Annotated in this window: 26 protein-coding genes and 1 tRNA gene; 21 read left to right on the plus strand and 6 right to left on the minus strand. The window is 43.7% G+C overall.

Annotated elements, in window-relative coordinates:
• Positions 1-49 precede the first annotated feature (49 nt).
• From E7L17_RS11380 to E7L17_RS11395, 4 genes are all read left to right on the plus strand, one after another.
• Positions 50-1,180 carry a substrate-binding domain-containing protein gene (locus E7L17_RS11380; RefSeq protein WP_316323335.1) on the plus strand — a complete coding sequence of 377 codons (1,131 nt, stop codon included), beginning with the start codon at positions 50-52 and terminating at the stop codon, positions 1,178-1,180.
• A gap of 59 nt (positions 1,181-1,239) precedes the next feature.
• Positions 1,240-2,121: a 3-hydroxy-5-phosphonooxypentane-2,4-dione thiolase gene (gene lsrF, locus E7L17_RS11385; protein WP_316323336.1), complete on the plus strand. Its 882-nt coding sequence runs from the start codon at positions 1,240-1,242 to the stop codon at positions 2,119-2,121.
• A 127-nt stretch (positions 2,122-2,248) separates the two neighbouring features.
• Positions 2,249-2,479 carry a hypothetical protein gene (locus tag E7L17_RS11390; protein WP_316323337.1) on the plus strand — a complete coding sequence of 77 codons (231 nt, stop codon included), beginning with the start codon at positions 2,249-2,251 and terminating at the stop codon, positions 2,477-2,479.
• A 525-nt stretch (positions 2,480-3,004) separates the two neighbouring features.
• A complete protein-coding gene (locus tag E7L17_RS11395; protein WP_316323338.1) occupies positions 3,005-3,256 on the plus strand; it encodes a helix-turn-helix transcriptional regulator in 252 nt (83 codons plus the stop codon).
• A 117-nt stretch (positions 3,257-3,373) separates the two neighbouring features.
• Here the strand turns inward: E7L17_RS11395 and E7L17_RS11400 are convergent, their stop codons facing one another.
• Entirely contained in the window at positions 3,374-4,279 is a 906-nt protein-coding gene (locus E7L17_RS11400; protein WP_316323339.1) for a DUF3298 and DUF4163 domain-containing protein, read from the minus strand.
• A gap of 13 nt (positions 4,280-4,292) precedes the next feature.
• On the minus strand, positions 4,293-4,787 hold the full coding sequence (locus tag E7L17_RS11405) for an RNA polymerase sigma factor (protein WP_316323340.1): 495 nt from the start codon (positions 4,785-4,787) through the stop codon (positions 4,293-4,295).
• Between the two features lie 264 nt (positions 4,788-5,051).
• Between E7L17_RS11405 and pdaA the strand changes: the two genes are divergently transcribed.
• The 7 genes from pdaA to E7L17_RS11440 all read left to right on the plus strand — a co-directional run bounded on the left by pdaA (position 5,052) and on the right by E7L17_RS11440 (position 11,982).
• Positions 5,052-5,858 carry a delta-lactam-biosynthetic de-N-acetylase gene (gene pdaA, locus E7L17_RS11410; protein ID WP_316323341.1) on the plus strand — a complete coding sequence of 269 codons (807 nt, stop codon included), beginning with the start codon at positions 5,052-5,054 and terminating at the stop codon, positions 5,856-5,858.
• 437 nt (positions 5,859-6,295) lie between these two features.
• Positions 6,296-6,964: a tRNA (guanosine(46)-N7)-methyltransferase TrmB gene (gene trmB, locus E7L17_RS11415; RefSeq protein WP_316323342.1), complete on the plus strand. Its 669-nt coding sequence runs from the start codon at positions 6,296-6,298 to the stop codon at positions 6,962-6,964.
• Positions 6,965-7,336: 372 nt separating this feature from the next.
• Positions 7,337-8,515 (plus strand): ABC transporter substrate-binding protein, encoded by a 1,179-nt coding sequence (locus E7L17_RS11420; RefSeq protein WP_316323343.1) that lies wholly within the window; start codon positions 7,337-7,339, stop codon positions 8,513-8,515.
• Between the two features lie 81 nt (positions 8,516-8,596).
• Positions 8,597-9,478, plus strand: a complete 882-nt coding sequence (locus E7L17_RS11425; protein ID WP_316323344.1) for a branched-chain amino acid ABC transporter permease — start codon at positions 8,597-8,599, stop codon at positions 9,476-9,478.
• Positions 9,479-9,494: 16 nt separating this feature from the next.
• The gene (locus tag E7L17_RS11430) at positions 9,495-10,502 is read left to right on the plus strand and encodes a branched-chain amino acid ABC transporter permease (protein ID WP_316323345.1); all 1,008 of its coding nucleotides are present in this window, start codon (positions 9,495-9,497) and stop codon (positions 10,500-10,502) included.
• 3 nt (positions 10,503-10,505) lie between these two features.
• The gene (locus tag E7L17_RS11435; RefSeq protein ID WP_316323346.1) at positions 10,506-11,267 is read left to right on the plus strand and encodes an ABC transporter ATP-binding protein; all 762 of its coding nucleotides are present in this window, start codon (positions 10,506-10,508) and stop codon (positions 11,265-11,267) included.
• A 1-nt stretch (position 11,268) separates the two neighbouring features.
• Positions 11,269-11,982 carry an ABC transporter ATP-binding protein gene (locus E7L17_RS11440; RefSeq protein ID WP_316323347.1) on the plus strand — a complete coding sequence of 238 codons (714 nt, stop codon included), beginning with the start codon at positions 11,269-11,271 and terminating at the stop codon, positions 11,980-11,982.
• Positions 11,983-12,059: 77 nt separating this feature from the next.
• Here E7L17_RS11440 and E7L17_RS11445 read toward each other — a convergent pair whose 3' ends face one another.
• The 3 genes from E7L17_RS11445 to E7L17_RS11455 form a co-directional block, all read right to left on the minus strand.
• Positions 12,060-13,178: a hypothetical protein gene (locus tag E7L17_RS11445; RefSeq protein WP_316323348.1), complete on the minus strand. Its 1,119-nt coding sequence runs from the start codon at positions 13,176-13,178 to the stop codon at positions 12,060-12,062.
• Position 13,179: 1 nt separating this feature from the next.
• Positions 13,180-14,124 carry an abortive infection system antitoxin AbiGi family protein gene (locus E7L17_RS11450; RefSeq protein WP_316323349.1) on the minus strand — a complete coding sequence of 315 codons (945 nt, stop codon included), beginning with the start codon at positions 14,122-14,124 and terminating at the stop codon, positions 13,180-13,182.
• A 234-nt stretch (positions 14,125-14,358) separates the two neighbouring features.
• Positions 14,359-14,434 (minus strand) — tRNA-Trp (locus E7L17_RS11455).
• A gap of 199 nt (positions 14,435-14,633) precedes the next feature.
• Between E7L17_RS11455 and rpsU the strand changes: the two genes are divergently transcribed.
• The 5 genes from rpsU (at position 14,634) to pta (ending at position 18,210) form a co-directional block, all read left to right on the plus strand.
• The gene (gene rpsU / locus E7L17_RS11460) at positions 14,634-14,810 is read left to right on the plus strand and encodes a 30S ribosomal protein S21 (RefSeq protein WP_009060718.1); all 177 of its coding nucleotides are present in this window, start codon (positions 14,634-14,636) and stop codon (positions 14,808-14,810) included.
• A 96-nt stretch (positions 14,811-14,906) separates the two neighbouring features.
• A complete protein-coding gene (locus E7L17_RS11465; protein WP_316323350.1) occupies positions 14,907-15,425 on the plus strand; it encodes a YqeG family HAD IIIA-type phosphatase in 519 nt (172 codons plus the stop codon).
• A 5-nt stretch (positions 15,426-15,430) separates the two neighbouring features.
• The gene (gene aroQ / locus E7L17_RS11470) at positions 15,431-15,868 is read left to right on the plus strand and encodes a type II 3-dehydroquinate dehydratase (protein WP_316323351.1); all 438 of its coding nucleotides are present in this window, start codon (positions 15,431-15,433) and stop codon (positions 15,866-15,868) included.
• 18 nt (positions 15,869-15,886) lie between these two features.
• Positions 15,887-16,978, plus strand: a complete 1,092-nt coding sequence (locus E7L17_RS11475; RefSeq protein ID WP_316323352.1) for an aminopeptidase P family protein — start codon at positions 15,887-15,889, stop codon at positions 16,976-16,978.
• A 260-nt stretch (positions 16,979-17,238) separates the two neighbouring features.
• On the plus strand, positions 17,239-18,210 hold the full coding sequence (pta, locus tag E7L17_RS11480; RefSeq protein ID WP_085834203.1) for a phosphate acetyltransferase: 972 nt from the start codon (positions 17,239-17,241) through the stop codon (positions 18,208-18,210).
• Between the two features lie 154 nt (positions 18,211-18,364).
• Here the strand turns inward: pta and E7L17_RS11485 are convergent, their stop codons facing one another.
• Positions 18,365-19,099: a flagellar brake protein gene (locus tag E7L17_RS11485; RefSeq protein WP_316323353.1), complete on the minus strand. Its 735-nt coding sequence runs from the start codon at positions 19,097-19,099 to the stop codon at positions 18,365-18,367.
• 417 nt (positions 19,100-19,516) lie between these two features.
• Between E7L17_RS11485 and efp the strand changes: the two genes are divergently transcribed.
• The 5 genes from efp (at position 19,517) to E7L17_RS11510 (ending at position 23,281) form a co-directional block, all read left to right on the plus strand.
• A complete protein-coding gene (gene efp, locus E7L17_RS11490; protein WP_316323354.1) occupies positions 19,517-20,074 on the plus strand; it encodes an elongation factor P in 558 nt (185 codons plus the stop codon).
• A 180-nt stretch (positions 20,075-20,254) separates the two neighbouring features.
• A complete protein-coding gene (locus tag E7L17_RS11495; RefSeq protein WP_085834200.1) occupies positions 20,255-20,695 on the plus strand; it encodes a CD1247 N-terminal domain-containing protein in 441 nt (146 codons plus the stop codon).
• Between the two features lie 170 nt (positions 20,696-20,865).
• Positions 20,866-21,915, plus strand: coding sequence for an ABC transporter substrate-binding protein (locus E7L17_RS11500; RefSeq protein ID WP_316323355.1), 1,050 nt, complete (start codon positions 20,866-20,868; stop codon positions 21,913-21,915).
• Positions 21,912-22,673 carry an ABC transporter permease gene (locus tag E7L17_RS11505; RefSeq protein ID WP_316323356.1) on the plus strand — a complete coding sequence of 254 codons (762 nt, stop codon included), beginning with the start codon at positions 21,912-21,914 and terminating at the stop codon, positions 22,671-22,673. Before E7L17_RS11500 ends, E7L17_RS11505 begins: the two co-directional genes overlap by 4 nt.
• The gene (locus E7L17_RS11510; protein WP_316323357.1) at positions 22,667-23,281 is read left to right on the plus strand and encodes an ABC transporter ATP-binding protein; all 615 of its coding nucleotides are present in this window, start codon (positions 22,667-22,669) and stop codon (positions 23,279-23,281) included. The genes E7L17_RS11505 and E7L17_RS11510 overlap by 7 nt, the downstream gene beginning before the upstream one ends.
• Positions 23,282-23,401: the final 120 nt, after the last annotated feature.

Genomic DNA, 23,401 nt, shown 5'->3' on the forward strand with positions numbered 1-23,401 from the left:
TTTTGGCAAATTATCGCCATGCAAATAAAAAATTAGGAGGCTCTTTTCTATGAAAAAGGTACTTGCATTTGTCCTTGCGGCAACAATGGCTTCGCTGCCGCTCGCAGGCTGCGCAGGCAACAGTGAAAAACCCGCCGCATCCAGTGGTACAACAGCTTCTCAGACTACCGGTACAGATACCGGTAAAAGTGTGGCAGGCAAAACAGTAGTATTTATCCCAAAGCTGACCGGTAACGCTTTCTTTGAATCCGCGAATGCCGGTGCGCAGAAATATTCAAAGGAGTGGGGATTTACCGTTAATTATCAAGGCAGCCCGAGCGCCGCTGTTGCGGATCAGGTTCAGGTTGTGAACAATGCCATCTCCAGCGGAGCGGATGCCATCTGCATTTCTTCCGTAGATGCGACCGGTTTGGATTCCGTTCTGAAAAAGGCAAAGGATGCTGGTATTACCGTAGCTACTTGGGACTCCGACGTTTCTTCGGATGCCCGTTCGCTGATGGTTTCTCAGGGAACACCAGATATTCTCGGTAAAATGCTGGTTGATATGGGTGCCGATTCTCTAACCAAGAGAGGCAAAGACATTAAAAAAGATAAAATTAAATATTGCTGGCACTATTCGCAGGCTACGGTTGCAGACCAGAACTCCTGGCAGGTAGCTGGTGAAGAATACATTAAAGCAAACTACCCCAATTGGGAAAATGTAGCCCCCAGTAACTATTACTCCGAGCAGGATGCAGAGAAAGCCGTTTCCATCGGTTCCTCCATTCTCGAAGCACAAAAGGACATTGACCTGATTATCTGCAACGATTCCACAGCACTTCCTGGCCAGCTGAAAGCTGCGCAGAACAAGGGCTTAACCAAAGATAAGATTACAATCACTGGTTTTGCTTCCCCGAACTCCATTCGCGACTATGCAAAAGCAAATGTCATTGAGCAATGGGGCCTGTGGGATTGCGGAATTCAGGGCGCAATGGGCTGCTACCTTGCCGCATACCTTTCTGCAGGTAACACCGTTAAAGTAGGCGACACCATCGACATTCCGAACATTGGCAAAGTTGAAGTGAAAGCAAACGACAGCTTAGTACCGAACGCCAAAACAGGCGACAGTAACAACGGCGTTGTATTATTGCCCGAGCGTGTTGTATTTACCACTGCTAATGTAGACAATTACAATTTCTAATTCGTTCATTTCATCTGCACACGTAACGGACTTTTTATGGATAAAGGAGATCAATGATTATGGCTGACAAAGACGGCAACAAAGTTGCAAAAGATTATCATGTGGAGGTGCCTTTTGCTAATCAGGGTGGTTTTCATGTGAAAGGCTCAAACAATTTGGATTGGGGAATGAAAAAGCACTTGGCCAATATTTTCGACCCCAAAAGCGGCAACACGGTGATGTTCGCCTTTGACCATGGCTATTTCATGGGCTCCACCGCAGGACTCGAACGCTTGGATTTGCTCATTCCTGAGCTTTTACCGCATATAGACGTTCTGATGGGCACACGCGGTGCGCTTCGCACCTGCGTTCCCCCGGAGTGCCGCAAAGCAATTGCCCTGCGTACCACTTCCGGCTCCTCCATGTTAAACGATGACCTCTCCCATGAAGTGATTGCGGTAGACATTGAGGATTCCATTCGTATGAATGCGGACTGCATGGCAGTGCAAACCTTTGTGGGAGCAGACGGTCAGCTCTCCAGCTTAGACAATTTGTCTCGCAGCATCAATGCTGGTCTGCGCTATGGCATTCCTACCATGGGTGTAGTAGCTGTAGGTAAACAGATGGAGCGTACCGACCGTTTCTTTAAGCTCGCAACCCGCCTGTTAGCAGAGTTGGGTGCCAATATTATTAAAACCTACTACTGTGAGAATTTTGAGGAGGTCGTTTCGGCTTGCCCGGTGCCGATTGTTGTTGCAGGTGGTAAGAAGCTGCCGGAGGATGAAGCACTTACGCTGGCGTATCGCTCCATAAGTGAGGGCGCTCGCGGCTTGGACATGGGCCGTAATATCTTCCAGAGTGAGCATCCTGCCGCTATGGCAGAGGCAATCGGCAAGATCGTGCACCATGGCTTTACCGACAAGCAGGCCTTTGAGTTCTATCAGGATGCAATTCATCAGTAAAAAGTGACTTTGTTTTTGCCTGTTATTACAGAACGGCGAAAAGAATAAAACCTGCCGACTACCCCTTATCCCAATTTCGGATAGGGGGTATCGGTCTCTTCTATAATGAAAACAGAGGTGAACTACCATGATTGAAAAGAAAAAATTCCATACCATTGAAGAATTGCAGAGACTGCAATATTTTGCCACAAAGTGCTCTTGCGACGTAGGATTGCATTCTGTTGACGGCAGTATTATCGTCGACGCAAAAAGCTATATTGGAATCTATGCCCTTAATTTTAAAGAGCCGATTTTGGTCGTAAGTGAGTCCAAGGAGTTCTTTGATATGATTCAGGGGATTGGCGAAACATTGGAATAAGCTTGAGCAGAGTTCGCGCTTCCTCTAGTTGCTTATAGAACATTTTGCCTTCTTACGTTTGATTGCCCAAACACGAGGGGAAAACCTGCGGAATCAAAAATAACGCAAATAACTGCCGAGAACTAAAGAATAAAAGGAAGTGTACCTAACGTAAGGTTGGGTACACTTCTTTTTATTTAAATATAAATCTAATAAAGAATGTCCTTCATATTTTTAGCTATAGATTGAATGAGTTCTTCTGGTGTAGGAACTCTACCTTTGCATGGTATTTTTCTCCACTTTTTCCTTGTAACAGGGTCCTCGCTATAAATTCCAATTAGAATTGCTTTTTGTATCTCTTCACGTACTTCCTCAACGTCTATCCCTTCTTATTCCGCTGTTTTTCTAATCGCTTCTTCTGCGTTTATTAGATTCACGGATTCAATCTCCTTTCCTTAAAATGACATTTAGTAGATGTCATTTTTGCTTTATATTAACATATAATTTAATGACAATTAGTGAATGTCATGGATAGGTGTGATATTTATGTATAAAAATAAAGCTCCTGATGGAAGCAATAATTTATGTGGAAAGCAAATGAAAAAATTGCGGGAACAGTTGTCGGAAAAAGTTTCTCAAAAGCAATTCTCCGACATGCTGCAAATTGCGGGACTTGATGTGGATAAAAATGCCATTCAGCGCATTGAAAGCGGAGAGCGCTTTGTAACGGACATTGAGCTTAAGGTAATTGCCAAAGTACTGGGAGTAAACTATGAGGACTTACTCGATGAAAGCTAAAGGATTGCTGAAGTGTATCGGGAATCTATATTAAATAAACTCGTTAATAAAATGAAATAAACAGAACAGACTCGCGGGTGGGCTTTCCGCGAGTCTGTTCTGTCTTTTTTTTCTATATTAACGAATGTAATCTTTGCCCACTAACAAGTTTGCAATTACATCGGTAGGTATTACAAAATCCACAACACCCATGTAACCGGGCGCTACTTCGTATTTGTCAAAAGAGATTACGAGCTGGTGGTCTTTATTAATATAAAAATTCTGCTCTGCTGAAATGTTTTCAAAGAGTACGGTTCCGTCCTCGTCACTCACACCTTTTACCCAATACATTTTATCAGGGTCCGCCTTGTTTTGGTCAATCATCTGCTGACGAATATTTTTGCTGATGACTTCCACATATTTATCGTTTTGGAACAAGCTAGGTAACGTAATAAGCACTTGATTTGTTTTGTCGACAGTATCGTATTTCATTGTGGTAGAAGAGGAGCCAACCGTGTTAACTACATAGCGGCCGAGCGAAAGAATGGTGGTGTCATCACATTTAATTTCATATCCACTGTCAATTCCAAGGTGACCGCCACCGTTTTTTTTGAGTTCGCCAACCTCCGCTTCAAATTCTTCATATAACTTTTTGTTTTCTTCCATATATTTTTGGTTCAGGCTGTTTTGCAGTGCCGGGTTACTTTGCAAGCCTTCCACCGCCGGTGTTTTTATGTTGGCATGGTAGGTGCCGTCGTCCATCGTATACTCGCGGAAGGTAAGCACTTTTACAAGGTTGCCTACTACCGGTACATTACCCATAGTAGCTGCGAATACGGGACTAATATTTGCTCCAGCCGCTATGATGGTAAATGCGGCGGCAACAGACGCGGCAGCAATTCGAATTCCTTTTCGGCTATGTTTGTTTTGCATGGTACTTCCTCTGCTTTCTAACAATGCTTTTCTCACAATAAAATCCAATTCATTTGGAATAGGAATCTCTTGGTATTGCTGTTTAAGCTGATCCAAATCTCGCTGATTCATAAGGGTACCTCCTTTACTCTGTTTCACTCATTTCTACACGCAGCAGCTTTAATGATTTGTAGAGACGCGTTTTCACCGTGCTTAAATTTTCGTTTAAAATCTCAGCAATCTCTTCGAGTGTTAAATCTTCAAAAAAGCGTAGAATAACGATGCTGCGGTGAGCACTTGGCAGGCGGTTTAGCGCTTGCTTTAGGTCAATATCTTCATATTGGTCGTCAGTGGCTGCGCTGTTTGCGTACAGCATAATATTTTCCTCTGGCTCCGCCTCTCGCTTTTTTCGGCGAAGAAAATCAAGCGCAGTATTTACCACAATGCGGTAGAACCAGGGGCGCACGGCATCAGCCTTATTTAGTGAACGCTTTCCGGTCATCGCCTTATAAATGGATTCCTGCACAATGTCAAGGGCATCGTCCTTATTGCGCACGTAGCTATAAGCCAGCCGGTAAATTTGGTTTTGGTTTTCTAAAATGTACTGTTCTAATAATTCTTGTGTGTTGCTGTCACCCATTCGTACGAAATGCTCCTTCCCGTAACTGATGGCGCCATCAGTTGTCTTACATAGAATAGACGTTTTGAGCACACTAAAAAGTTTTAAATTCTCGAAATTTTTTTATAATGATTACTTACTTATTTTACCCTGAGAATGATCATAATGAGGTACGGCTCTGCATAAATTGATAAAAGGAATAATCAGCCGCTAGTCCGGCGTTTTATTTGACCGTAGATAATGCCCAAATTGCCGCGGTTTTCATAACGCAGAAGGAGTGAGAAAATGTTTCTAATCTTAAGAAAAAGGCATGTGGCTGCAATATTGGCATGCTGTTTGCTGTTAATCGGTGGACCGATTGCGTACCGTTATACAGCGGGTACGGCAGTTGCTACCGGTGGGGCAGTAAGCTGGGGGCTTAGCTTTCAGGGGCCACAGGGCAATACCCCAGTGGTAGATGCTAGCCAAGATGAATTAAAGCCTTACAATGCGTATTATATTGGCGATACCAACGAGAAAAAAGTGTACCTTACCTTTGACTGCGGTTACGAAAATGGATATACGGCTTCTATTTTAGATACGCTCAAAAAACAAGATGTAAAGGCTGCGTTTTTTGTTGTAGGGCATTACATTGATACCAGCCCCGATTTGGTAAAGCGCATGATGGCAGAAGGGCATACGGTAGGCAACCATACCTTCCACCACCCAGACATGGCCAAGATTCAAGATAAGGCTTCTTTTGAGAAGGAAATCAAATCGTTGGAGGAAGCTTACCAAACGGCTACCGATCAACCCATGAAGAAATATTACCGCCCTCCGCAAGGTAAATATAGCAAAGAAAACCTGCAAATGGCAAACGACCTAGGCTACAAAACCATATTCTGGAGCCTGGCTTATGTGGATTGGTATGTAGATAAGCAGCCAAGCCATGCAGACGCAATGAAAAAGTTGACCTCACGGATTCACCCCGGAGCGGTGATTCTTCTACATAGCACCTCCAAGACAAATGCAGAAATTCTTGACCAGCTCATCACTGAGTGGAAAAACCAAGGGTATACCTTTGGAACACTCGATGAGTTAACAAACAAATAGAAATTGAACCAGTAAAAATTGAACCAGAAAGGCTGCCGCAAATTCATACTTGCGGCAGCCTTTCTTTTTTTATTGTATTTTAGGTCGATGACATGCTGTTATGTAACAGCTTTTCAGAAGCTGCAAAATTTAGTGTTTTTAAAACTTATTTTATTCAATTTATTATAATGATTTAAGATAATCTCAAATATATAAATTGTTTTCAAGATAACGGAAAACGCTCATCGATATATCGTCCGATAGGAGCGCTAATACTTTTTTATTTTGAAATAAGATGTCTAAAAACAGCGGAAATGCTTGCATTTTTGCTCTTTGTGCATTACAATAGAAAAGTTGATTCATAAGCTGGATTTTTAGCAGAGTGAACATCAAACACCAGCTGTGCATAGGAAAGCAATGGCTTTAATTATACCTGCGCGGCTGCTGACGGTGGGAAAATGAGAATGAGAAAAAAGGCGTGGGCGCGCCCAGAGCTTGCTCATTGCCCGTATTTTATCAGTGACCCTGAACAATGGAAGGGGCGCTGGGCAGAATGGTTTACCGAAAAAAAACCGATTCATTTGGAATTAGGCTGTGGAAAGGGCGTCTTCTTGGCCCAGCTTGCGCCTTTGCACCCGGAGGTTTGTTATATTGGTGTAGACCAAAGCCCGGATGTATTGGGTGTGGCACGCAGAAATTTAGAAGATGCATATGGCAAACTTGAAAAAACAGTTCATAATGTGGCCTTGATGGCGCATTATATTGAAGACATGCCAAAAGTTCTGGAGAAAAAGGATCAAGTAGAGAGAATCTACATCAACTTTTGTAATCCTTGGCCGAAGGTACGGCACCATAAACGCCGAATGACGCACCCTAATCAATTGGATTTGTACAAGCCGTTTTTGGCAGATGGTGCACAGCTTCATTTTAAGACAGATGACGATGACCTGTATGTTTCTACGCTGCGATATTTGGAAGAGGGCGGTTTTACCATACTGCGTTCTACACAAAACCTTCATGCGCAAGAAGACTGGGTCGAAAGCCCGTCAACAGAACATGAACAAATGTTTACAGCGCAGGGCATTCCGATAAAAGCGATTATTGCTCTTTGGCAGACAAATAAGTGATTCTTGCAGGTTTTGGCAAGTGAACCTTCGTTTTTTGAACACTGGCACTAAAAAAATTACGTGTGGTGGAAAAAAATAAACGATGAAGAAGAACAAAACGCATAATATTAGTTTTCAGTTGCAAATGGTGCTTGGCAGGAGTATAATTTGTAGAAAGATTTATCAGGCATGGCGGCTCTTTGCAGTTGTTTTGCTTTCACGGTGTGAAGTGATGAACTTTTTAACATTTTAAAGCGTGGCAGTAAATGCCCGCCGCTTTTGGCCCGGCTGATTTATGGAATGATATGAACGTAGTCGGACAAGAGGGAGTCCGCAATATGTATTTTCGGCGTAGCCGATGATATATTAATTTATTTTTTAGGAGGAAAAACGATGAAACAGCGTATCTTGGCCGCTGCAATGGCTGCGGTGATGATGGGTACTGCACTGACCGGTTGCGGCAATAAACCGGCAGAAAGCACTTCTTCTGGAGCCGCGGCGAATACAGGTGCAGAAGAAATTGTAATTGGCGGCTTGGCTCCTTTAACGGGTAATGCTTCCATTTATGGAATAGCAGTTAACAATGCGATTCAGCTTGCAGTAGAACAAATTAACCAGGATAAGGGCGTTCTTGGTAAAAAGATTAAATACATTTCTTACGATACGAAGAATGATGCTACGGAAGCAGCGAATGCTTACAACAAGCTCGTTCAGAACGATAAAATTGTTGCGCTGGTGGGCGATGTTACTTCTACTCCCACACTGGCCGTTACATCAGAAGCTGTAAAAACCGGAATTCCGATGATTACTGCTACCGCTACTGCGGAGGATGTAACCTTGGCAGGTCCGAACGTATTCCGTGCCTGCTTTACCGATCCTTTCCAGGGCGACTTAATGGCGAACTACGCCAGCAAGAAGCTCAACGCAAAGACGGCTGCCATTATTTATAACATGGCGGATGACTACTCCGTTGGCTTGGCAGAAACCTTTGAAAAAACTGCAAAAGATCTTGGTTTGCAGGTTGTAGCAAAAGAGAGCTACACCACAAACGATGTTGACTTTAAAGCTCAGCTCACAAAAATCGCTGCAAAAACCCCGGACGTTTTCTTTGTTCCGGTGTATTACCAGGATGTTGCGCTGATCGCAGCGCAGGCAAGACAGCTCGGCATTAAATCCACCCTGATGGGCGGCGATGGCTGGGATGGTGTTATTAAGCAAATTGGTGAAGACAATACTTCTAATGTAGAAGGTGCGTTGTTCTGCAGCCAGTACTCTTCAGAGTCTACCGACCCGAACCTCAAAAAGTTCCTTGAGGATTATAAAGCAAAGTACAATACAGAGGCTAATATGTTTGCTGTTTTGGGTTACGATGCTTTGCACATTATGGTTCAGGCAATTGAAGAGGCAGGTACAACCGATTCCAAAGCAGTGGTAGAAAAGCTTACTGCCATTAAATACAGCGGCCTGACCGGCCAGGTTGTTTATGATGAAAATCGCAACCCGATTAAGCAGGCAGCGATTATTCAGATTAAAGACGGCTCTTACAAATTCCTCGAATACTTTTCAAAATAAAGAATAACTGTGATAGTCTGGTAAAAAGAGGGCGATTGCATCACCCTCTTTTTGCCGTATTGAATCAAGGAAGGTGCGGACATGGGGTTTATTTCACAGGTGATTAACGGCTTGGGGCTAGGCAGTATCTATGCTCTTGTGGCGTTAGGTTACAGCATGGTGTACGGAATTGTTCAGCTCATTAACTTTGCACACGGCGATATTATTATGGTGGGCGCATATGCGATGTTTTTAATGCTAACAGTCGCAGGCGTTCCTCTTTGGGCTGCGGTTCTAGGCTCTATTTTATTCTGTGTGGTTGCCGGTATGTTCATTGAACGCGTTGCGTACCGCCGCCTGATTAATATGAAAGCGCCTCGCATTTCACTATTGATTACAGCAATTGGTGTCAGCATTTTTCTTCAGAATCTGTCGCAGCTGCTGTTTACCTCCAGTGGAAAAACGGTTCCCACAATGTTTGATTTTGGTACGCTCGAAGCAGGTGCGCTGCAAGTACCATCTGCCAGCATTATCAATATTCTTACTTCTGTCTTAATGATGGTCGGCCTGAGCTTTTTGGTTAATAAAACAAAAATCGGCAAGGCAATGCGCGCAACGTCGGAAGATGCTGACGCTGCCAGATTGATGGGTATTAACACCAACCACTCCATTGCATTTACATTTGGTCTTGGCTCCGGCCTTGCGGCTGTGGGCGCTGTGCTGTATTGCAACACTTACCCAATGATTACCCCCTATATGGGTGGCCTTTTAGGTCTAAAGGCTTTCGTTGCGGCTGTTTTGGGCGGCATCGGCAGCATTCCCGGCGCTATGCTGGGTGGCTATGTGTTGGGTGTTGCGGAGAGCCTTACAAAGGGCTATATCTCCAGTAGCTTTACTGACGCGGTAGTCTTTGGCATCCTAATTCTTGTTCTGCTGGTTCGCCCTGCGGGCCTGCTCGGCAGGAACGTTAGCGAAAAGGTTTAAGGGGGCGCAAAGAAGCATGAATCGAAAAAAAGTCGCCGTTTACGGCGTTATCCTTGCGATAATCGTGGCTATTTACGCCTTGGTTACTGTACTTACGGGCGCTGGTGTGCTCAATACGTATTACTCTGGCATTTTGATTATGGTTTGCATCAATATTATATTGGCAACAAGTCTGAATCTTTCTACCGGCTTTTTGGGGCAGCTCATTTTGGGTCATGCCGGTTTTATGTCGGTAGGTGCTTACGCCGCTGCGCTTTTCACCCTGCGCGCCGGTATGCCGGATACTATTGATTTTCCACTTGCCCTCATTGTAGGCGGCTTGACCGCTGCGCTGTTCGGCCTGATTATTGGTATTCCGGCCCTACGTTTAAAGGGTGACTATCTTGCGATTATTACGCTGGGATTTGGCGAAATCATCCGCGTTATTATTATTAATCTCGGGTTTACCGGCGGGGCAAGAGGCCTGCGTGGTATTCCCAGAGATACAAACTTTACTTGGGTGTTCCTGTTGGCGGTGCTAACGGTTGCAATCATTTACGCGTTTATTCACACTCGGCATGGTCGTGCGGTTATCTCCATTCGTGAGGATGAAATTGCCGCAGAGGCTTCCGGTGTAAACACCACTTACTATAAGTTGCTTGCATTTATTATGTCTGCTTTCTTTGCCGGTATCGCTGGTGGATTATATGCACACCACATTGGTATTTTGAACCCAACCAAATTTGATTTTAACTACTCCGTTGAAATCTTAGTCATGGTTGTTTTGGGTGGAATGGGCTCGATCACTGGTTCTGTGATTGCCGCTGTTGTGCTTACCATTTTGCCAGAGGCATTGCGTGATTTTGCAAGCTACCGTATGCTGGCATATTCCATTGTGCTAATTTGTGTGATGCTATTCCGTCCCTCTGGTCTGTTGGGGCAGTATGAGTTCTCTTTAACCCGCTTGTTTGATAAGCTCAGCGGCTCTAAGGGAGATAAATCAACGAAGAAGAATTCCGCATCTGGCGGAGAAAAGGGGGCGTAACGGATGCCGCTTTTAGAAACAAAACATTTAGGAATTGCATTTGGTGGCCTTCGCGCCTTGGAAGATGTTAATTTTAAGCTGGAAGAAAATCAGATTATGGGGTTAATCGGCCCGAACGGCGCCGGTAAGACCACCGTATTTAACCTGCTGACACAGGTATACCAGCCCACTGAGGGCACGATTGAGCTGGAGGGCAAAAGCATCATCGGTAAAAAAACCTATGATGTTACGCGTGGCGGTATTGCCCGTACGTTCCAGAACATTCGCTTATTTAAAGACATATCGGTTCTGGACAATGTTCGTATTGCAATGAACTACCAAATGAAGTATTCGGCGCTTGCCGGTATTTTGCGCTTACCCTCCTATTGGAAGGAAGAAAAGGCTACGACCGAGCGTGCTATGGATTTGCTCTCTGTTTTTAATTTGCAGGATTTGGCTGAATCCAAAGCGAGAAACCTGCCTTATGGTCAGCAGAGAAAGCTTGAAATTGCCCGTGCTTTGGCAGCTTCCCCGAAGGTTTTGTTGCTCGATGAACCGGCGGCTGGCATGAACCCAACTGAAACACGCGAGCTGATGGAATCCATTCAGCTGATTCGCGACCGTTTCTCTATTTCCATCCTATTGATTGAGCACGACATGAGCTTTGTCATGGGAATTTGCCAGCACTTAGTTGTGCTGGATTACGGCAGAATTATCGCAGAGGGGAATGCGGAAGACATTCGCACAAACCCCAAGGTAATCGCGGCGTATCTGGGAGGGGAATAACATGGGCGCAATGCTTTCAGTTCAGGATCTCGTTGTAAACTACGGCTCGATTCGTGCCATTAAAGGAATCTCTTTTGAAGTAAATCAAGGTGAAATCGTTACTCTCATCGGTGCAAACGGTGCGGGTAAAACGACGACTCTGCATGCTATTTCTGGATTAGTGAAAACCAAAAGTGGCAGCGTTAGTTTTTGTGACAGTGATTTGCTTGGTACCGAGCCACATAAAATTTTGGGGCTTGGCATGGCACACGTGCCAGAAGGCCGCCGTGTCTTTTCTCGCATGACAGTAATGGAAAACCTCCAAATGGGCGCATACATCCGCAATGACGCTTCTGGTATCTCTGAGGACTACGACATGGTGTTTGACCGCCTGCCGCGCCTCAAGGAACGCCGTAAGCAGGCTGCGGGTACTCTTTCAGGCGGTGAACAGCAAATGCTCGCCATTGGTCGTGCATTAATGGGTCGCCCCAAAATGCTGTTGCTGGATGAACCCTCCATGGGTCTGTCTCCGCTGTTGGCGGGAGAAATTTTCAAAATCATTTCGGACGTTAACGATTCAGGCGTTACCGTTCTTTTAGTTGAACAGAACGCGAAAAAAGCGCTTGAAATTGCAGACCGTGCCTACGTGCTGGAAACCGGCAAGGTCGTTATGTCTGGCAATACGGAAGAACTTGCGGATAACGAAGAGGTTCGTAAGGCATACTTGGGCGGTTAATACTTTTTATTTTAGACGAATAACAGGCGCAGATTTTTAAATCTGCGCCTGTTTTCTTACCTATTGGAGAAATTTATTTATTGACTATCAATATTCGCTCTAAGCATTTTAATCTGCTCATTTAATGTTAATGCGTCTGTATATTTCTCTTTATGCTCCATAATGACTTCCATCTCTTTTTTTGCTTCATCTTTGGTTTTATATGCAGTATAGGATAAATACATAGGTCGATTATCAGTATCACCATATAAAAGTTCTGTTATACCATTTTCACTTTTCTTAATCTCTTTAGTAATTGCATTAGATATTAAATTTACGGAATGAACACAAATATTCTGACCATAAATTGAATATTCGGATTCCCCGATATATGTTATATCTATTTTGCTTCCTACTTCTAGTTTAATTGCTTCTGTTACCATTCTAATTTCTGTTGTTTGACTTGCATCAAGTTTTGCATTTAGACGTATAACTTTTTTTTCTACGAGTAGTAAATAAAGTTCCTCTAGTTCTTTACGATCGTTTTCTGAATCATTTAATTGTGAAGGACTAATTAATAAATCGAGCTCTTGCTCAACTGAGTATAATCTTTTAAAAAATAACTCTGATCTCATTATGGATTCCATGGCTGTTTGTATGATTGTATCTTCATCTTTAGTTTTAAAAAATGCATTTTCATTGCTCAAATATTTATTCTCTTTAACTAAAAATAATATATTTAATAACTTTTTTGCAGTACTGAATTTTTCAACAATAGTATTGATTTTATTAGCATGCCGGGGTTGAGCTATATAAGTAAATGTAAAGTTTGATGTGATTTTATTATAATTAAATTTAAAATATACAATTTCATTTTTGTCTGTTTCAAGAACAATCTCATGTGTTGTTTGATAGAGTTTGAAATTAATTGTTTTTTTACCATATTCCGTTTCTAGTGTAATAGTTAAGTCTTCAATAGATGGTCCTATTATAAATTTAGTTGGAATTATATTTTGTGATATAGGATATTCAATTTCACCATCTTTAACTGCAGTTGAAACTGAAGATATTCCTTCAATATTTACCGCCTTTCCCTCGTCTTGTACTAATTGTAATGCATCTAAAAATATTTTATAAGATTTATTATCATGAAATTCTATTTTACCTCCTATATCTAACATATTACTAGAAAAAATATCTTTTAATTTATTCGGCATTTTACCAATCCTTTCTTATTTCTTCAAACACAAGGATTTTGCTAATTAAGATATATTTTTGCATTAAAATATCTGATTTGGTATTAAACCGTTCATCTGGTATAGAAATTATTGAATTAATTATATCAATTCTTGCGTGTGAATCAGGAACAATAATATATCGAATGTCATCATAGTTATATCTAAGCCATAGTGGTTTATATTCATTTGTTGCTAGGCTATCATTAATACTATTTATAAAATCAAGCTTATTGAGTATATTAGGGTTTACTATGATTTGATTTTTTTTAGACGCAGTTAATACATTTGTATTTGGAACATAACGCCATTCCATTTCATCGTGAAAATTTTTATAAAATTCAATGTTTACAACATGCGACTTATGGCATTTCACTTCCCTTTTCATAATACCACGAAGTGGTTTCACAAACGATAATCGATTAATAATATCATTAGCATATTCGTCTGGAATGCTATCAGTACTTAAAACACTATTAAACAGTTTAGTGAACTCCATTGTATGTAGAGAATTTTTATTTAGATAATGAACAGGTTGTAAGTTATTATGCTCACCCCAATCCTTTGAAAAAGCAACAGCAAATTTTCCATAAAAATCTGGATGAGTATTGTTTTTAGAAAGAATTATCTTTTCTTCTTCACTCAAGTCGTTATACTCTTTGCCAACTCCGTTTAATTCAAAGGAATCCGTGAGTTTATGAAATGGAATATCACAAAAACACTTTTGAAGTATAGCTACCTCTTTAAATTTTTTATCATTCATATGTATATTAAGATATTCAATATTTTCCAAGCAATATCTTGGCACAATAGCTCTATTTATCAATATGGATTTAAGATATTCACTCTTACTCATAAAGTGGAACAACGTATTTGCACTTTGAGCGTAATCCTCATATGGTAACGCAACCACTTGCTTCTCGGGCATAAACTCACTCCCATGTATTTGCATACATTTACTTTCTTTTTATCATAATGCATCCATTTAAAACTAATATTTTACAACCATTATATACCAGCGCATCATACAACTCAAGAATCAGAAATCCAGTTCCTATATTACTTCAAGAATAAGCTCCAATGAAACCCCATTCAGCGTATTAAAGCATTGCGAACACAAAAATAAAAGCCTTGAAACCCAATGGCTTCAAGGCTTTTATTTTGGCAGGGGCAGAAGGACTTGAACCCTCGGCACGTGGTTTTGGAGACCACTGCTCTACCAACTGAGCTATACCCCTATATCATTCTATAAAAAACAGAAGTGCGGATATTATAGTATCATTTTATAGATGTTCTGTCAATATGTGCTTTGCATTTTTTCCTATATAAAGATTCTTTCTTAGCACTTGACATCTTTCTTATCACCCGGTATAATTATTTTTATGTTATACGGGATAACTAATACCCCTGCCTGGTGGCGGAGGGGAGGGAAAATAAATGGCTGAAATCAGAATCAAAGACAATGAATCTTTGGACAGCGCGCTGAGACGCTTTAAGAAGCAGTGTGCCCGAGCCGGAGTGATTGCCGAGGTTCGTAAGAGAGAAGCTTACGAGAAGCCTTCGGTAAAGCGGAAGAAGAAGTCTGAAGCCGCACGTAAACGCAAGTTTAAGTAAGTTCAAAGTGGATGAAAAGCGGGCTGATTCAGCCCGCTTTTTTAACCATATAAAGAAGTTTTTGGGTAGAGTTATTTGAGAAAGAGGAGAGAGGGTATGTCGTTGTTCTTGCCTACAGCTGCGGTGGACAGAGTTACCGACATTACGCCGCAAATGATTAGAGAGATGGGTGCGAGCGCCATTATATTGGATGTGGATAATACTCTGGCCACTCATGGCTCGCCGGTTCCTCTAAAAGGCACTGTAGAGTGGGCTCGTGCCATGCAAGAGGCAGGGCTGCTCGTCGTAATTGTTTCGAATAATTTCAAAGAGCGTGTAGCGCCCTTTGCTGAAAAATATGGGTTACCCTTTTTATGTGTTGCCTTAAAACCCCTGCCGTTTGCCTATTGGCGGGCAGTACGCTTTCTGAGCGTTCCACGTTCCCAGGCGGTGGCAGTGGGCGACCAAGTGTTTACCGATGTAATGGGTGCAAATCTTGCTGGTGTAAAATCGATTTTGCTCCGCCCTAGTGACCCAGAGACAAGTATGTCTTTTCGGGTGCGCAGGCGTTTGGAAGAACCGATTCGCCGTAAGATGGAACGGCGCCAAGCGAAAGATAAAAATGGGCAGGAGTGAAAAAAGTGAGTAAAAAACGGGTACTGGTGTTATTGGGACCCAACCTGAATATGGTAGGAGTCCGTGAAAAAGGTGTGTATGGTGACGAAACCGCCGAAAACATTGAAGCGCAAATTTGCGAATATGCGGAGAAGCTGGGCTTTGAGTGTGAGATTTTTCAATCGAACTGGGAGGGTGCTCTCATCGATAAGATTCATGAGGCCAAAGGCGTGTTTGATGGTGTGGTACTCAATGCCGGCGCACTAACCCATTACAGCTATTCTCTGCGTGATGCGGTTGCCTGTTTACGAATCCCGTTTATTGAAACTCATATGTCGAACGTATTTGCCAGAGAGCCGTTTCGTGCCCACTCCGTTTTGTCTGAGGTTTGCGCAGGCGTAGTCTGCGGGTTTGGTAAGAATAGCTACTTTTTAGCGCTGGAGGCTCTAAAGGGCCTGATGTAACGAAGGGAGTCTTATTTCATGATAACCGCCGTGGAACAACTGCAGCAGGTGCTGCGGGATCATATGCTCGAGCAGGAGGCAGACGCTGCGCTGGTAACGTCGCCACAGAACCGCCTATACTTAACTGGCTTTCCGTCTTCGGCCGGCTGGGTACTCATTACACAACAAAAATCCTACTTTATTACGGATTTTCGTTACTTTGAGGCGGCCGAGCGTCATGTGAAATCTTGCGAAGTTGTTTTAATGAGCCGTCTTTCTGAAAACCTGCGTGAGATTGTACAGGCCCACGGTATCAAGAATGTTTTGGTGGAATATGCTGGTCTTAGCCTTGCAGACGCAAAGAATTACCGCGACATGTTTGGTACAATGGGCGTGCAAACGGTGGAAGATAGCACGCTAGACCGCCTTTTGCGTGGTCTGCGAGCCATTAAAACGCCGCAGGAGCTTCAAAAGCTGCGTGATTCTCAAGCGATTACCGATGCGGCCTTTTCGCACGTGCTGCCAATGCTGCGCCCGGGTTTAACCGAGCGTGAGGTTGCGCTAGAGATTGAATTCTTTATGCGCCGCAGTGGTGCCGAGGGTGTTGCATTTGAGCTAATTGTGGTCTCCGGTGCAAACGGCTCTATGTGCCACGGGGTACCATCTGAAAAGAAAATTGAATCCGGCGATTTGGTGACTATGGATATTGGAGCTCTGCTCGACGGCTACCATTCCGATATGACTCGTACCGTTGGAATCGGGCATTTATCAGAGGAGCAAAAGCGTGTGTACCATACGGTGCTCGCGGCTCAGCTCGCCGCGATAGAGAAGGCAGCACCAGGGGTGGTTTGCAGTGAAGTAGACTGTGCTGCCCGTGAGATAATCGATAAGGATTACCCCGGTACCTTTGGCCACAGCACTGGCCATGGAGTCGGGGTTGAAATACATGAATGGCCGAATTTTGCACCCAGCTGCCAAGAGGTTTTACAGCCCGGTATGGTAGTGACCGTAGAGCCGGGAATTTACCTGCCCGGTAAATTCGGTGTAAGAATTGAAGACATGATTGCTATTACCGAGGACGGGTGCGAGGACTTAACCGCCTCCGATAAATCGTTGCTTATCATCGAATAAAACATGATTGGCAAACAATTTCCATCGAAAAATGAGACGTTTTTTCTTTATAGAACATCATTTACAGGCGTAAGCGGAGTTTCCCCTCCGATTTACGCCTGCGTTTTTTGTAAAAACACGTAAAAAACAGTCATAATATGCTTTTCCGTCTCAAAATAGTCAAAAGAGTGTTGATATTGTCAACTTACACGGTGTATAATAAAGAACGCAGAAGTCTACGGATGTGGGCTGTAATATGTATGTAACGGAGGAAAAGTGAGATGTTTGAAGAGCTGATTGCACAGCTGGAGGGCAAAAACAGAAGACTTGTGTTTACCGAAGGTTCGGAGCCTAGGATTCTGAGTGCGGCCGTTCGTCTTCATCAGCAGGGGATTCTCGTGCCGGTGCTGCTCGGCGACCCGGCTGAGATTGAAGCCGCCGCAAAAGAAGGCGGTTTTAATATTGAAGGGATTGAGATTGTAGATCCCGCTAATTTCGAGAGATTCGACGAAATGGTAGATAAAATGGTGGAATTGCGTAAAGGCAAAATGGATGCAGATGCCTGCAGAGCTGCTCTTGCTAAAGGCAACTATTTTGGTACCATGCTTGTGAAAATCGGCTATGTAGATTGCCTGCTCGGTGGCGCTACCTACTCAACAGCAGATACGGTTCGCCCTGCTTTGCAGCTGATTAAGACAAAGCCCGGCAACAAAATTGTTTCGAGCTGCTTTATTATGTACCGAGTGAAAGACGGAAAAGAAGAGAAATATGCAATGGGTGACTGCGCAATCAACATTGCCCCGAACGAGGATGAGTTGGTTGAAATTACCATGGAGACCGCTCGCACTGCCCGCTTGTTCGGTATTGACCCGCAGGTAGCATTGCTCTCTTATAGCTCCTTTGGTTCTGGTAAAGGCGATTCGGTTACCTTAATGCAGAATGCTACGGCTAAGGTTAAGGAAGCAAACCCGGATTTCCCCGTGGATGGCGAATTGCAGTTTGACGCTGCGTTCTCTCCTGAGGTTGCGAAAACCAAGGCAAAGGGCAGCACGCTTGCTGGTCATGCCAATACCTTTATTTTCCCGGATGTAGATGCCGGTAACATCGGTTACAAAATCGGTCAGCGCTTGGGCGGTTTTGAAGCTTACGGCCCGCTGCTGCAAGGTCTCAATGCTCCGATTAACGATCTTTCCAGAGGCTGCAATGCTGAGGAAGTTTATAAAATGGCAATCATCACAGCTGCACAAAAGTAATTTTGCGCTTCAGTGGTGACAAAAGCCGCTGTACCTAATTGGTACAGCGGCTTTTTCCATAGCTGTTTTCAGTTCCTATGTTAATTTTAATAATCAAGAATCAGAAAAGCCCTCTGGTAACCAAAGAGCTTTGTAATTTATAATATAAAGACGTTTATCGGCGCCGCGGCGGCGTGCTGGTGCTGCTGTTCTCATCGATAGAATCTGAGGCTTCAAACTGCATTTTCCGCCGGAGCAGAATATCGCGCTGTTTTTCAAACACGTATAACATTAAGGCTTCCTGGTCACGTTTATCGCGGAAAAAGAATCGTGAGCGGTATTCGTACTGGCCGTACAGCTCTCTGGATTCTTCCGGTGACCCCGCGTGCAGAACAATCGCTTCTACGTTAATCATATGGTCCTTGAGCGGCAGGGTACAGTCAATGGGCTCTTCTTCCGAAAGAAGGGTAGGCGAAAGAAAACATAGCCCGCCTCCGCTAATGTTTTCACCGGTAGCAAAGTGCAAAGGGAGTGTTCCGTTTTCGTCCGCTCCAAGCATGGGGCGAGTATATGTAAAATCAAATGTAGTATTCACACGATAGAACTCACGGCGCTGAATGGATTCCAGTTTACCGATTTCTATTTTAACAATGGCCACGTTATTTTCCACGTAATTTGCCAGAACCTTGCCATCTGTTCGGTACAGCCCGGTTTGTGCGTAAAAAATGAATTCATAATCCTCAAAGGTGTTAAGCCGAATTACTTGCCCTTTAAAAATAGGAGTATAAATTAAAAGGGTTTGCTCATCTACAATGGTGTCGATATAGCTCATGTAAGAACGCTTGGGGCCGTCACTAACTTTAACGCTGATGTTTATTTTATCACCTGGGTTGATATAGGATGATCTCATAAAAGTTCTCCTTTCCCATATTGTATGGGAATGCAGGCTGAGCAATTCTCAGAGTGCCTTTGATTCCATTTATTTTTAAGGTAGGAAAATATACAGGAAATGGGTGATACGCAGCTTTTTTTAATAAAAAGAAAAGGTATATAATATTGGATTTAAAATTGGAAGAGTATAAAGTGCACGCAAGGGTGCAAGAAGTATCGATTATAGTAAAATTTTGGTTCTTTTTGTATTATACCATGTGCAATGCAATCGCACTATCTAAATTAGAAAAGAATGAAAAAAATTTTTTCTAAAAGAATTCGAAAAAAGCCTATAGATTCACCGTGTTTTCTAAACTTTATCAGATAATGCTTGAAAAACGGGAGAAAATATTATAAACTATGGGGTAGTAAATAATAATTTGGAGGAATAGAACCCATGATATCAGCAGGCGATTTTCGCAATGGCGTGACCTTTGAAATGGATGGCAACGTTGTCTCCATTATAGAATTCCAGCACGTCAAGCCTGGAAAAGGCGCGGCGTTTGTCCGTACCAAGATTAGAAATGTAATCTCCGGAGCTGTGACAGAAAGAACCTTTAACCCCAATGATAAATATCCCACTGCCTTTGTGGAGCGCAAGGACATGCAGTATTTGTACAGCGATGGCGATCTGTACTATTTCATGGATAATGAAACCTATGAGCAGATCCCGATTAACAAGTCTGTTTTGGGTGATAACTTCCGTTTTGTAAAAGAAAATATGGAATGTAAGGTTCTCTCTTATAAGGGCAATGTATTTGGGGTAGAGCCGCCTAACTTTGTTGAGCTGCAGATTACCGAAACAGACCCCGGCTTTAAGGGTGACACCGCAACCAACGCGACAAAGCCTGCAACACTGGAGACCGGCGCAGTAATTCGTGTGCCGCTGTTCATTGACCAGGAAGAAATGATTCGTATTGACACCAGAACCGGTGAATATATGGAGCGTGCATAACACATAATCTGTTTGATTATGTGAGTTATGTTAGCGTCTGTTTTTTCTTTCTAAATGTAGGCGAAAGCAAACGCTTTGGGCGTATGAAAAAGCATGGAATCATCTGCTTACCAGAAATGATAAGTTTTTGGTAAGCCTGCTTGATGGTTTATGATATATTAATGAAAAGGGGGCATCATTATGACCAACACAGAGAAAGTGGCTTACATCCGTGGCCTGACCGAGGGTCTTGAGCTGGATACGGACAAGAAAGAGGTTAAGGTACTCAATGCAATTATTGATTTGCTGGATGATATTGCGCTGACCTTGGCGGATATTGAGGCGGATCACGAAGAGTTGGCAGATCAGCTCGATGCTGTTGACGAGGATCTGGGTACGCTGGAGGAGGAATTCTACGGCGACGAGGATGAAGACGAGGAATATGATGCTGATGACGATGATTGCTATTACGAGGTAACCTGCCCGGCATGCAACGAAACGCTTTGCCTGACAGAGGACATCATCAATGAAGGCCATATCGATTGCCCGAGCTGCGGCGAAAACCTGGAGTTCGATTTGGAAGGCCTTGTGGAGGAAGACGAAGATGGCTGCGGTTGCGGCTGTGAGCATCACCACCACTGATATTTAAGTGGGACAAACCTGCTTTGGGAAAACCGGTGCCGTGTGCACCGGTTTTTTCGTGAAAAGATGGTAGAAAACAGTTGAGGAAAGTATGAGAGTTCCTGAAAGCTTGGCTCGGCAATACGATAATATTTGCTAAGAAGGAACAAAAGATGGAAAAGAGGGATTTCATGAAGTTTATAAACAAAATGACGGGCTTCGTATTATCTGCATTGCTGCTGGCAATGAGTGCTGGCTGTGCAGGCCAACCGGCTGCTTCTTCCTCTGCGGCTGCTCAGCCAGAGAATAGCAGTAGTACAGCATCTGCATCACAGCAGCAGATGCGTGTAGGTGTGCTCAAAGGGCCTACTGGTCTTGGCATGCTGCAAGTTATGGAAAATAACAGCCAAAACACGGCTGCAAATAAATATAGCTTTACCGTTGCTGGCAGCCCAGATGAGGCTGTGGCAAAACTCGTCTCCGGTGAGCTGGATGCCGCTGCCGTACCTACCAATCTTGCAGCTGCATTATATAATAAAACAAAAGGCAAAGTACAGCTTGCCGCGATTAACACACTGGGGATTATGTATTTAGTCACCAGCGACGAGAGCATCAAGAGCATTGCCGATTTAAAAGGCAAAACGATAGTGTCTTCCGGCCAAGGTGCCGTACCCGAATACGCATTGGATTATATCTTATCGGCAAATGGCCTGAAAAATGATGTAAAGATACAATACCTTTCGGAGCATAGCGAGGTAGCTTCCCAGCTATTGGCGGGCAAAATTACAGCAGCGGTATTGCCGGAGCCGTTTGTAACACAGGTAACCACTAAAAATGCGAAGCTAAAGTCTGCCTTGAATTTTACTACGGAATGGGACAGTGCTGTGAAAAAAGCGGACCAAGGGGCGAGCGTTCTTACTATGGGTGCGCTTGTTGTACGCAGTGAGTACGCAGAACAAAATCGTGGCGCATTTAACAGCTTTTTAGCGGAATACCAAAAGTCGGTTGATTATGTCAATCAAAATCCACAGCCTGCAGGAACATTATCTGAAAAGTACGGGATTATGCCTGCAGCGGTAGCTCAAAAAGCAATTCCCAACTGCAACATTGTATTCATCGCAGGAGAAGATATGCGGATTAAAGCGGAAGATTTTCTCAAGGTTCTTTCCAACTACAATCCCAAATCCATTGGTGGCGCTTTCCCGAAGGATGACTTCTATTACAGGAATACTGCCGGATGAGCAGGGCGGCTATTCTCCGTGTGGTGCGTACACTAAGCATCGCCTTGTTTTGGCTAGCCGTGTGGCAGCTTCTTTACCAAAGTGTAGGACAGGAGATTCTGTTGGTGTCTCCTGCCCAAACTTTGTCGCGTATCATTGCATTGGCGCAGCAGGCAGATTTTTGGATTTCTGCCGGTGTTTCGCTTTATAATGTTGCGCTCGGCTTTTTGTGTGCGTCCTTTCTGGGGGTTGCATTTGGGGCACTTTGCAGCAGGTTTCCCTTCTTATATGAGCTCATTTACCCATTACTTAGTGCGGTAAAAGCGACGCCGGTTGCTTCTTTTATTATACTGGCGCTTGTTTGGATTCAGGCGGCTCAAGTACCGGCATTTATTGCGGGCCTGATTGTGTTACCCATTGTCTTTAGCAATGTGTGCCAAGGAGTGGCCTCAACGGATCGTGAACTGCTGGAAATGGCACAGGTATTTCGCCTGAGCCGGTGGAAAACATTGCGGCACGTATATATTCCAACGGTAATGCCTTATTTGGCTGCGGCATTTACTACTGGCATCGGTTTGGCGTGGAAAGCCGGAGTTGCAGCGGAGGTTCTGGCGAACACAAGAGATTCGATTGGCGGCCGTATTTACGGTGCAAAAATCTATTTAGATACTGCCGACCTGTTCGCATGGACAGTAGTAGTCATCGTGATGAGCGTGGTGCTGGAGCGGCTGCTTTTGGCATGTCTTCGCCGCATACCTTGGGGGGAGGGGAAATGTTGAAGCTGGAACAATTAAGCCTTTCATTCCCTGAACGTACTGTTTTAAAGGATTTTTCTTTGGAACTTCCGGATACCGGAACCGTTTGCCTGTTTGGCCCCTCCGGCTGCGGCAAAACCACGATGTTAAATTGCCTTGCGGGAATCCGAAAACCCGATGGTGGAAACATTACAGGACTTTCGGGCAAAAAAATATCGTATGTATTTCAGGAAAGCCGCCTCCTGCCTTGGTCAACCGTACAAGAGAACATAGAGCTGGTGCTCCCTGAGGGCAGTAAAAAAACAGCACGCGAGTGGCTGTCTGCCGTGGGGCTGCTTTCCTATGTCGGGCAGTACCCAAAAGAGCTTTCCGGTGGGCAGCGGCAACGGGTGGCCTTTGCGCGTGCCCTTGCCTATGGTGGAGATGTATTTTTGCTGGATGAACCGTTTCATGCACTCGATTATGCAGCCTCGCAAGAAATGGCAGCGCTGCTAAAGCAATCTTTTTCAAATGCACTACACATTTTAGTTACTCACAATCAAGAAGAAGCGGAGCGGCTTTCCGATATTATCTATTTTTTAGAGGGTCCACCACTCAAAGTGGTAAACGTACAAAAGCGCTCTCTGCAATAATATGGTTCTCTTTCGGAATAATAGAACGAAAGCGAATACCGGAAGTCGTCGAATTCACGAATTTCATATTTCTTTTGTCGTTTGATTGTGATATACTCTATGAGTTGATATTTTACAATG

The sequence above is a fragment of the Clostridium sp. genome (genome assembly GCF_032576335.1).
Classification (GTDB): domain Bacteria; phylum Bacillota; class Clostridia; order Oscillospirales; family Acutalibacteraceae; genus Faecalispora.

What these genes read in the sequence shown, in the direction of transcription:
- E7L17_RS11380 (WP_316323335.1), top strand. Translation starts at nt 50, where the DNA reads ATGAAAAAGGTACTTGCATTTGTCCTTGCGGCAACAATGGCTTCGCTG.
- lsrF (WP_316323336.1), top strand. Translation starts at nt 1,240, where the DNA reads ATGGCTGACAAAGACGGCAACAAAGTTGCAAAAGATTATCATGTGGAG.
- E7L17_RS11390 (WP_316323337.1), top strand. Translation starts at nt 2,249, where the DNA reads ATGATTGAAAAGAAAAAATTCCATACCATTGAAGAATTGCAGAGACTG.
- E7L17_RS11395 (WP_316323338.1), top strand. Translation starts at nt 3,005, where the DNA reads ATGTATAAAAATAAAGCTCCTGATGGAAGCAATAATTTATGTGGAAAG.
- E7L17_RS11400 (WP_316323339.1), bottom strand. Translation starts at nt 4,279, where the DNA reads ATGAATCAGCGAGATTTGGATCAGCTTAAACAGCAATACCAAGAGATT.
- E7L17_RS11405 (WP_316323340.1), bottom strand. Translation starts at nt 4,787, where the DNA reads ATGGGTGACAGCAACACACAAGAATTATTAGAACAGTACATTTTAGAA.
- pdaA (WP_316323341.1), top strand. Translation starts at nt 5,052, where the DNA reads ATGTTTCTAATCTTAAGAAAAAGGCATGTGGCTGCAATATTGGCATGC.
- trmB (WP_316323342.1), top strand. Translation starts at nt 6,296, where the DNA reads ATGAGAATGAGAAAAAAGGCGTGGGCGCGCCCAGAGCTTGCTCATTGC.
- E7L17_RS11420 (WP_316323343.1), top strand. Translation starts at nt 7,337, where the DNA reads ATGAAACAGCGTATCTTGGCCGCTGCAATGGCTGCGGTGATGATGGGT.
- E7L17_RS11425 (WP_316323344.1), top strand. Translation starts at nt 8,597, where the DNA reads ATGGGGTTTATTTCACAGGTGATTAACGGCTTGGGGCTAGGCAGTATC.
- E7L17_RS11430 (WP_316323345.1), top strand. Translation starts at nt 9,495, where the DNA reads ATGAATCGAAAAAAAGTCGCCGTTTACGGCGTTATCCTTGCGATAATC.
- E7L17_RS11435 (WP_316323346.1), top strand. Translation starts at nt 10,506, where the DNA reads ATGCCGCTTTTAGAAACAAAACATTTAGGAATTGCATTTGGTGGCCTT.
- E7L17_RS11440 (WP_316323347.1), top strand. Translation starts at nt 11,269, where the DNA reads ATGGGCGCAATGCTTTCAGTTCAGGATCTCGTTGTAAACTACGGCTCG.
- E7L17_RS11445 (WP_316323348.1), bottom strand. Translation starts at nt 13,178, where the DNA reads ATGCCGAATAAATTAAAAGATATTTTTTCTAGTAATATGTTAGATATA.
- E7L17_RS11450 (WP_316323349.1), bottom strand. Translation starts at nt 14,124, where the DNA reads ATGCCCGAGAAGCAAGTGGTTGCGTTACCATATGAGGATTACGCTCAA.
- rpsU (WP_009060718.1), top strand. Translation starts at nt 14,634, where the DNA reads ATGGCTGAAATCAGAATCAAAGACAATGAATCTTTGGACAGCGCGCTG.
- E7L17_RS11465 (WP_316323350.1), top strand. Translation starts at nt 14,907, where the DNA reads ATGTCGTTGTTCTTGCCTACAGCTGCGGTGGACAGAGTTACCGACATT.
- E7L17_RS11475 (WP_316323352.1), top strand. Translation starts at nt 15,887, where the DNA reads ATGATAACCGCCGTGGAACAACTGCAGCAGGTGCTGCGGGATCATATG.
- pta (WP_085834203.1), top strand. Translation starts at nt 17,239, where the DNA reads ATGTTTGAAGAGCTGATTGCACAGCTGGAGGGCAAAAACAGAAGACTT.
- E7L17_RS11485 (WP_316323353.1), bottom strand. Translation starts at nt 19,099, where the DNA reads ATGAGATCATCCTATATCAACCCAGGTGATAAAATAAACATCAGCGTT.
- efp (WP_316323354.1), top strand. Translation starts at nt 19,517, where the DNA reads ATGATATCAGCAGGCGATTTTCGCAATGGCGTGACCTTTGAAATGGAT.
- E7L17_RS11495 (WP_085834200.1), top strand. Translation starts at nt 20,255, where the DNA reads ATGACCAACACAGAGAAAGTGGCTTACATCCGTGGCCTGACCGAGGGT.
- E7L17_RS11500 (WP_316323355.1), top strand. Translation starts at nt 20,866, where the DNA reads ATGAAGTTTATAAACAAAATGACGGGCTTCGTATTATCTGCATTGCTG.
- E7L17_RS11505 (WP_316323356.1), top strand. Translation starts at nt 21,912, where the DNA reads ATGAGCAGGGCGGCTATTCTCCGTGTGGTGCGTACACTAAGCATCGCC.
- E7L17_RS11510 (WP_316323357.1), top strand. Translation starts at nt 22,667, where the DNA reads ATGTTGAAGCTGGAACAATTAAGCCTTTCATTCCCTGAACGTACTGTT.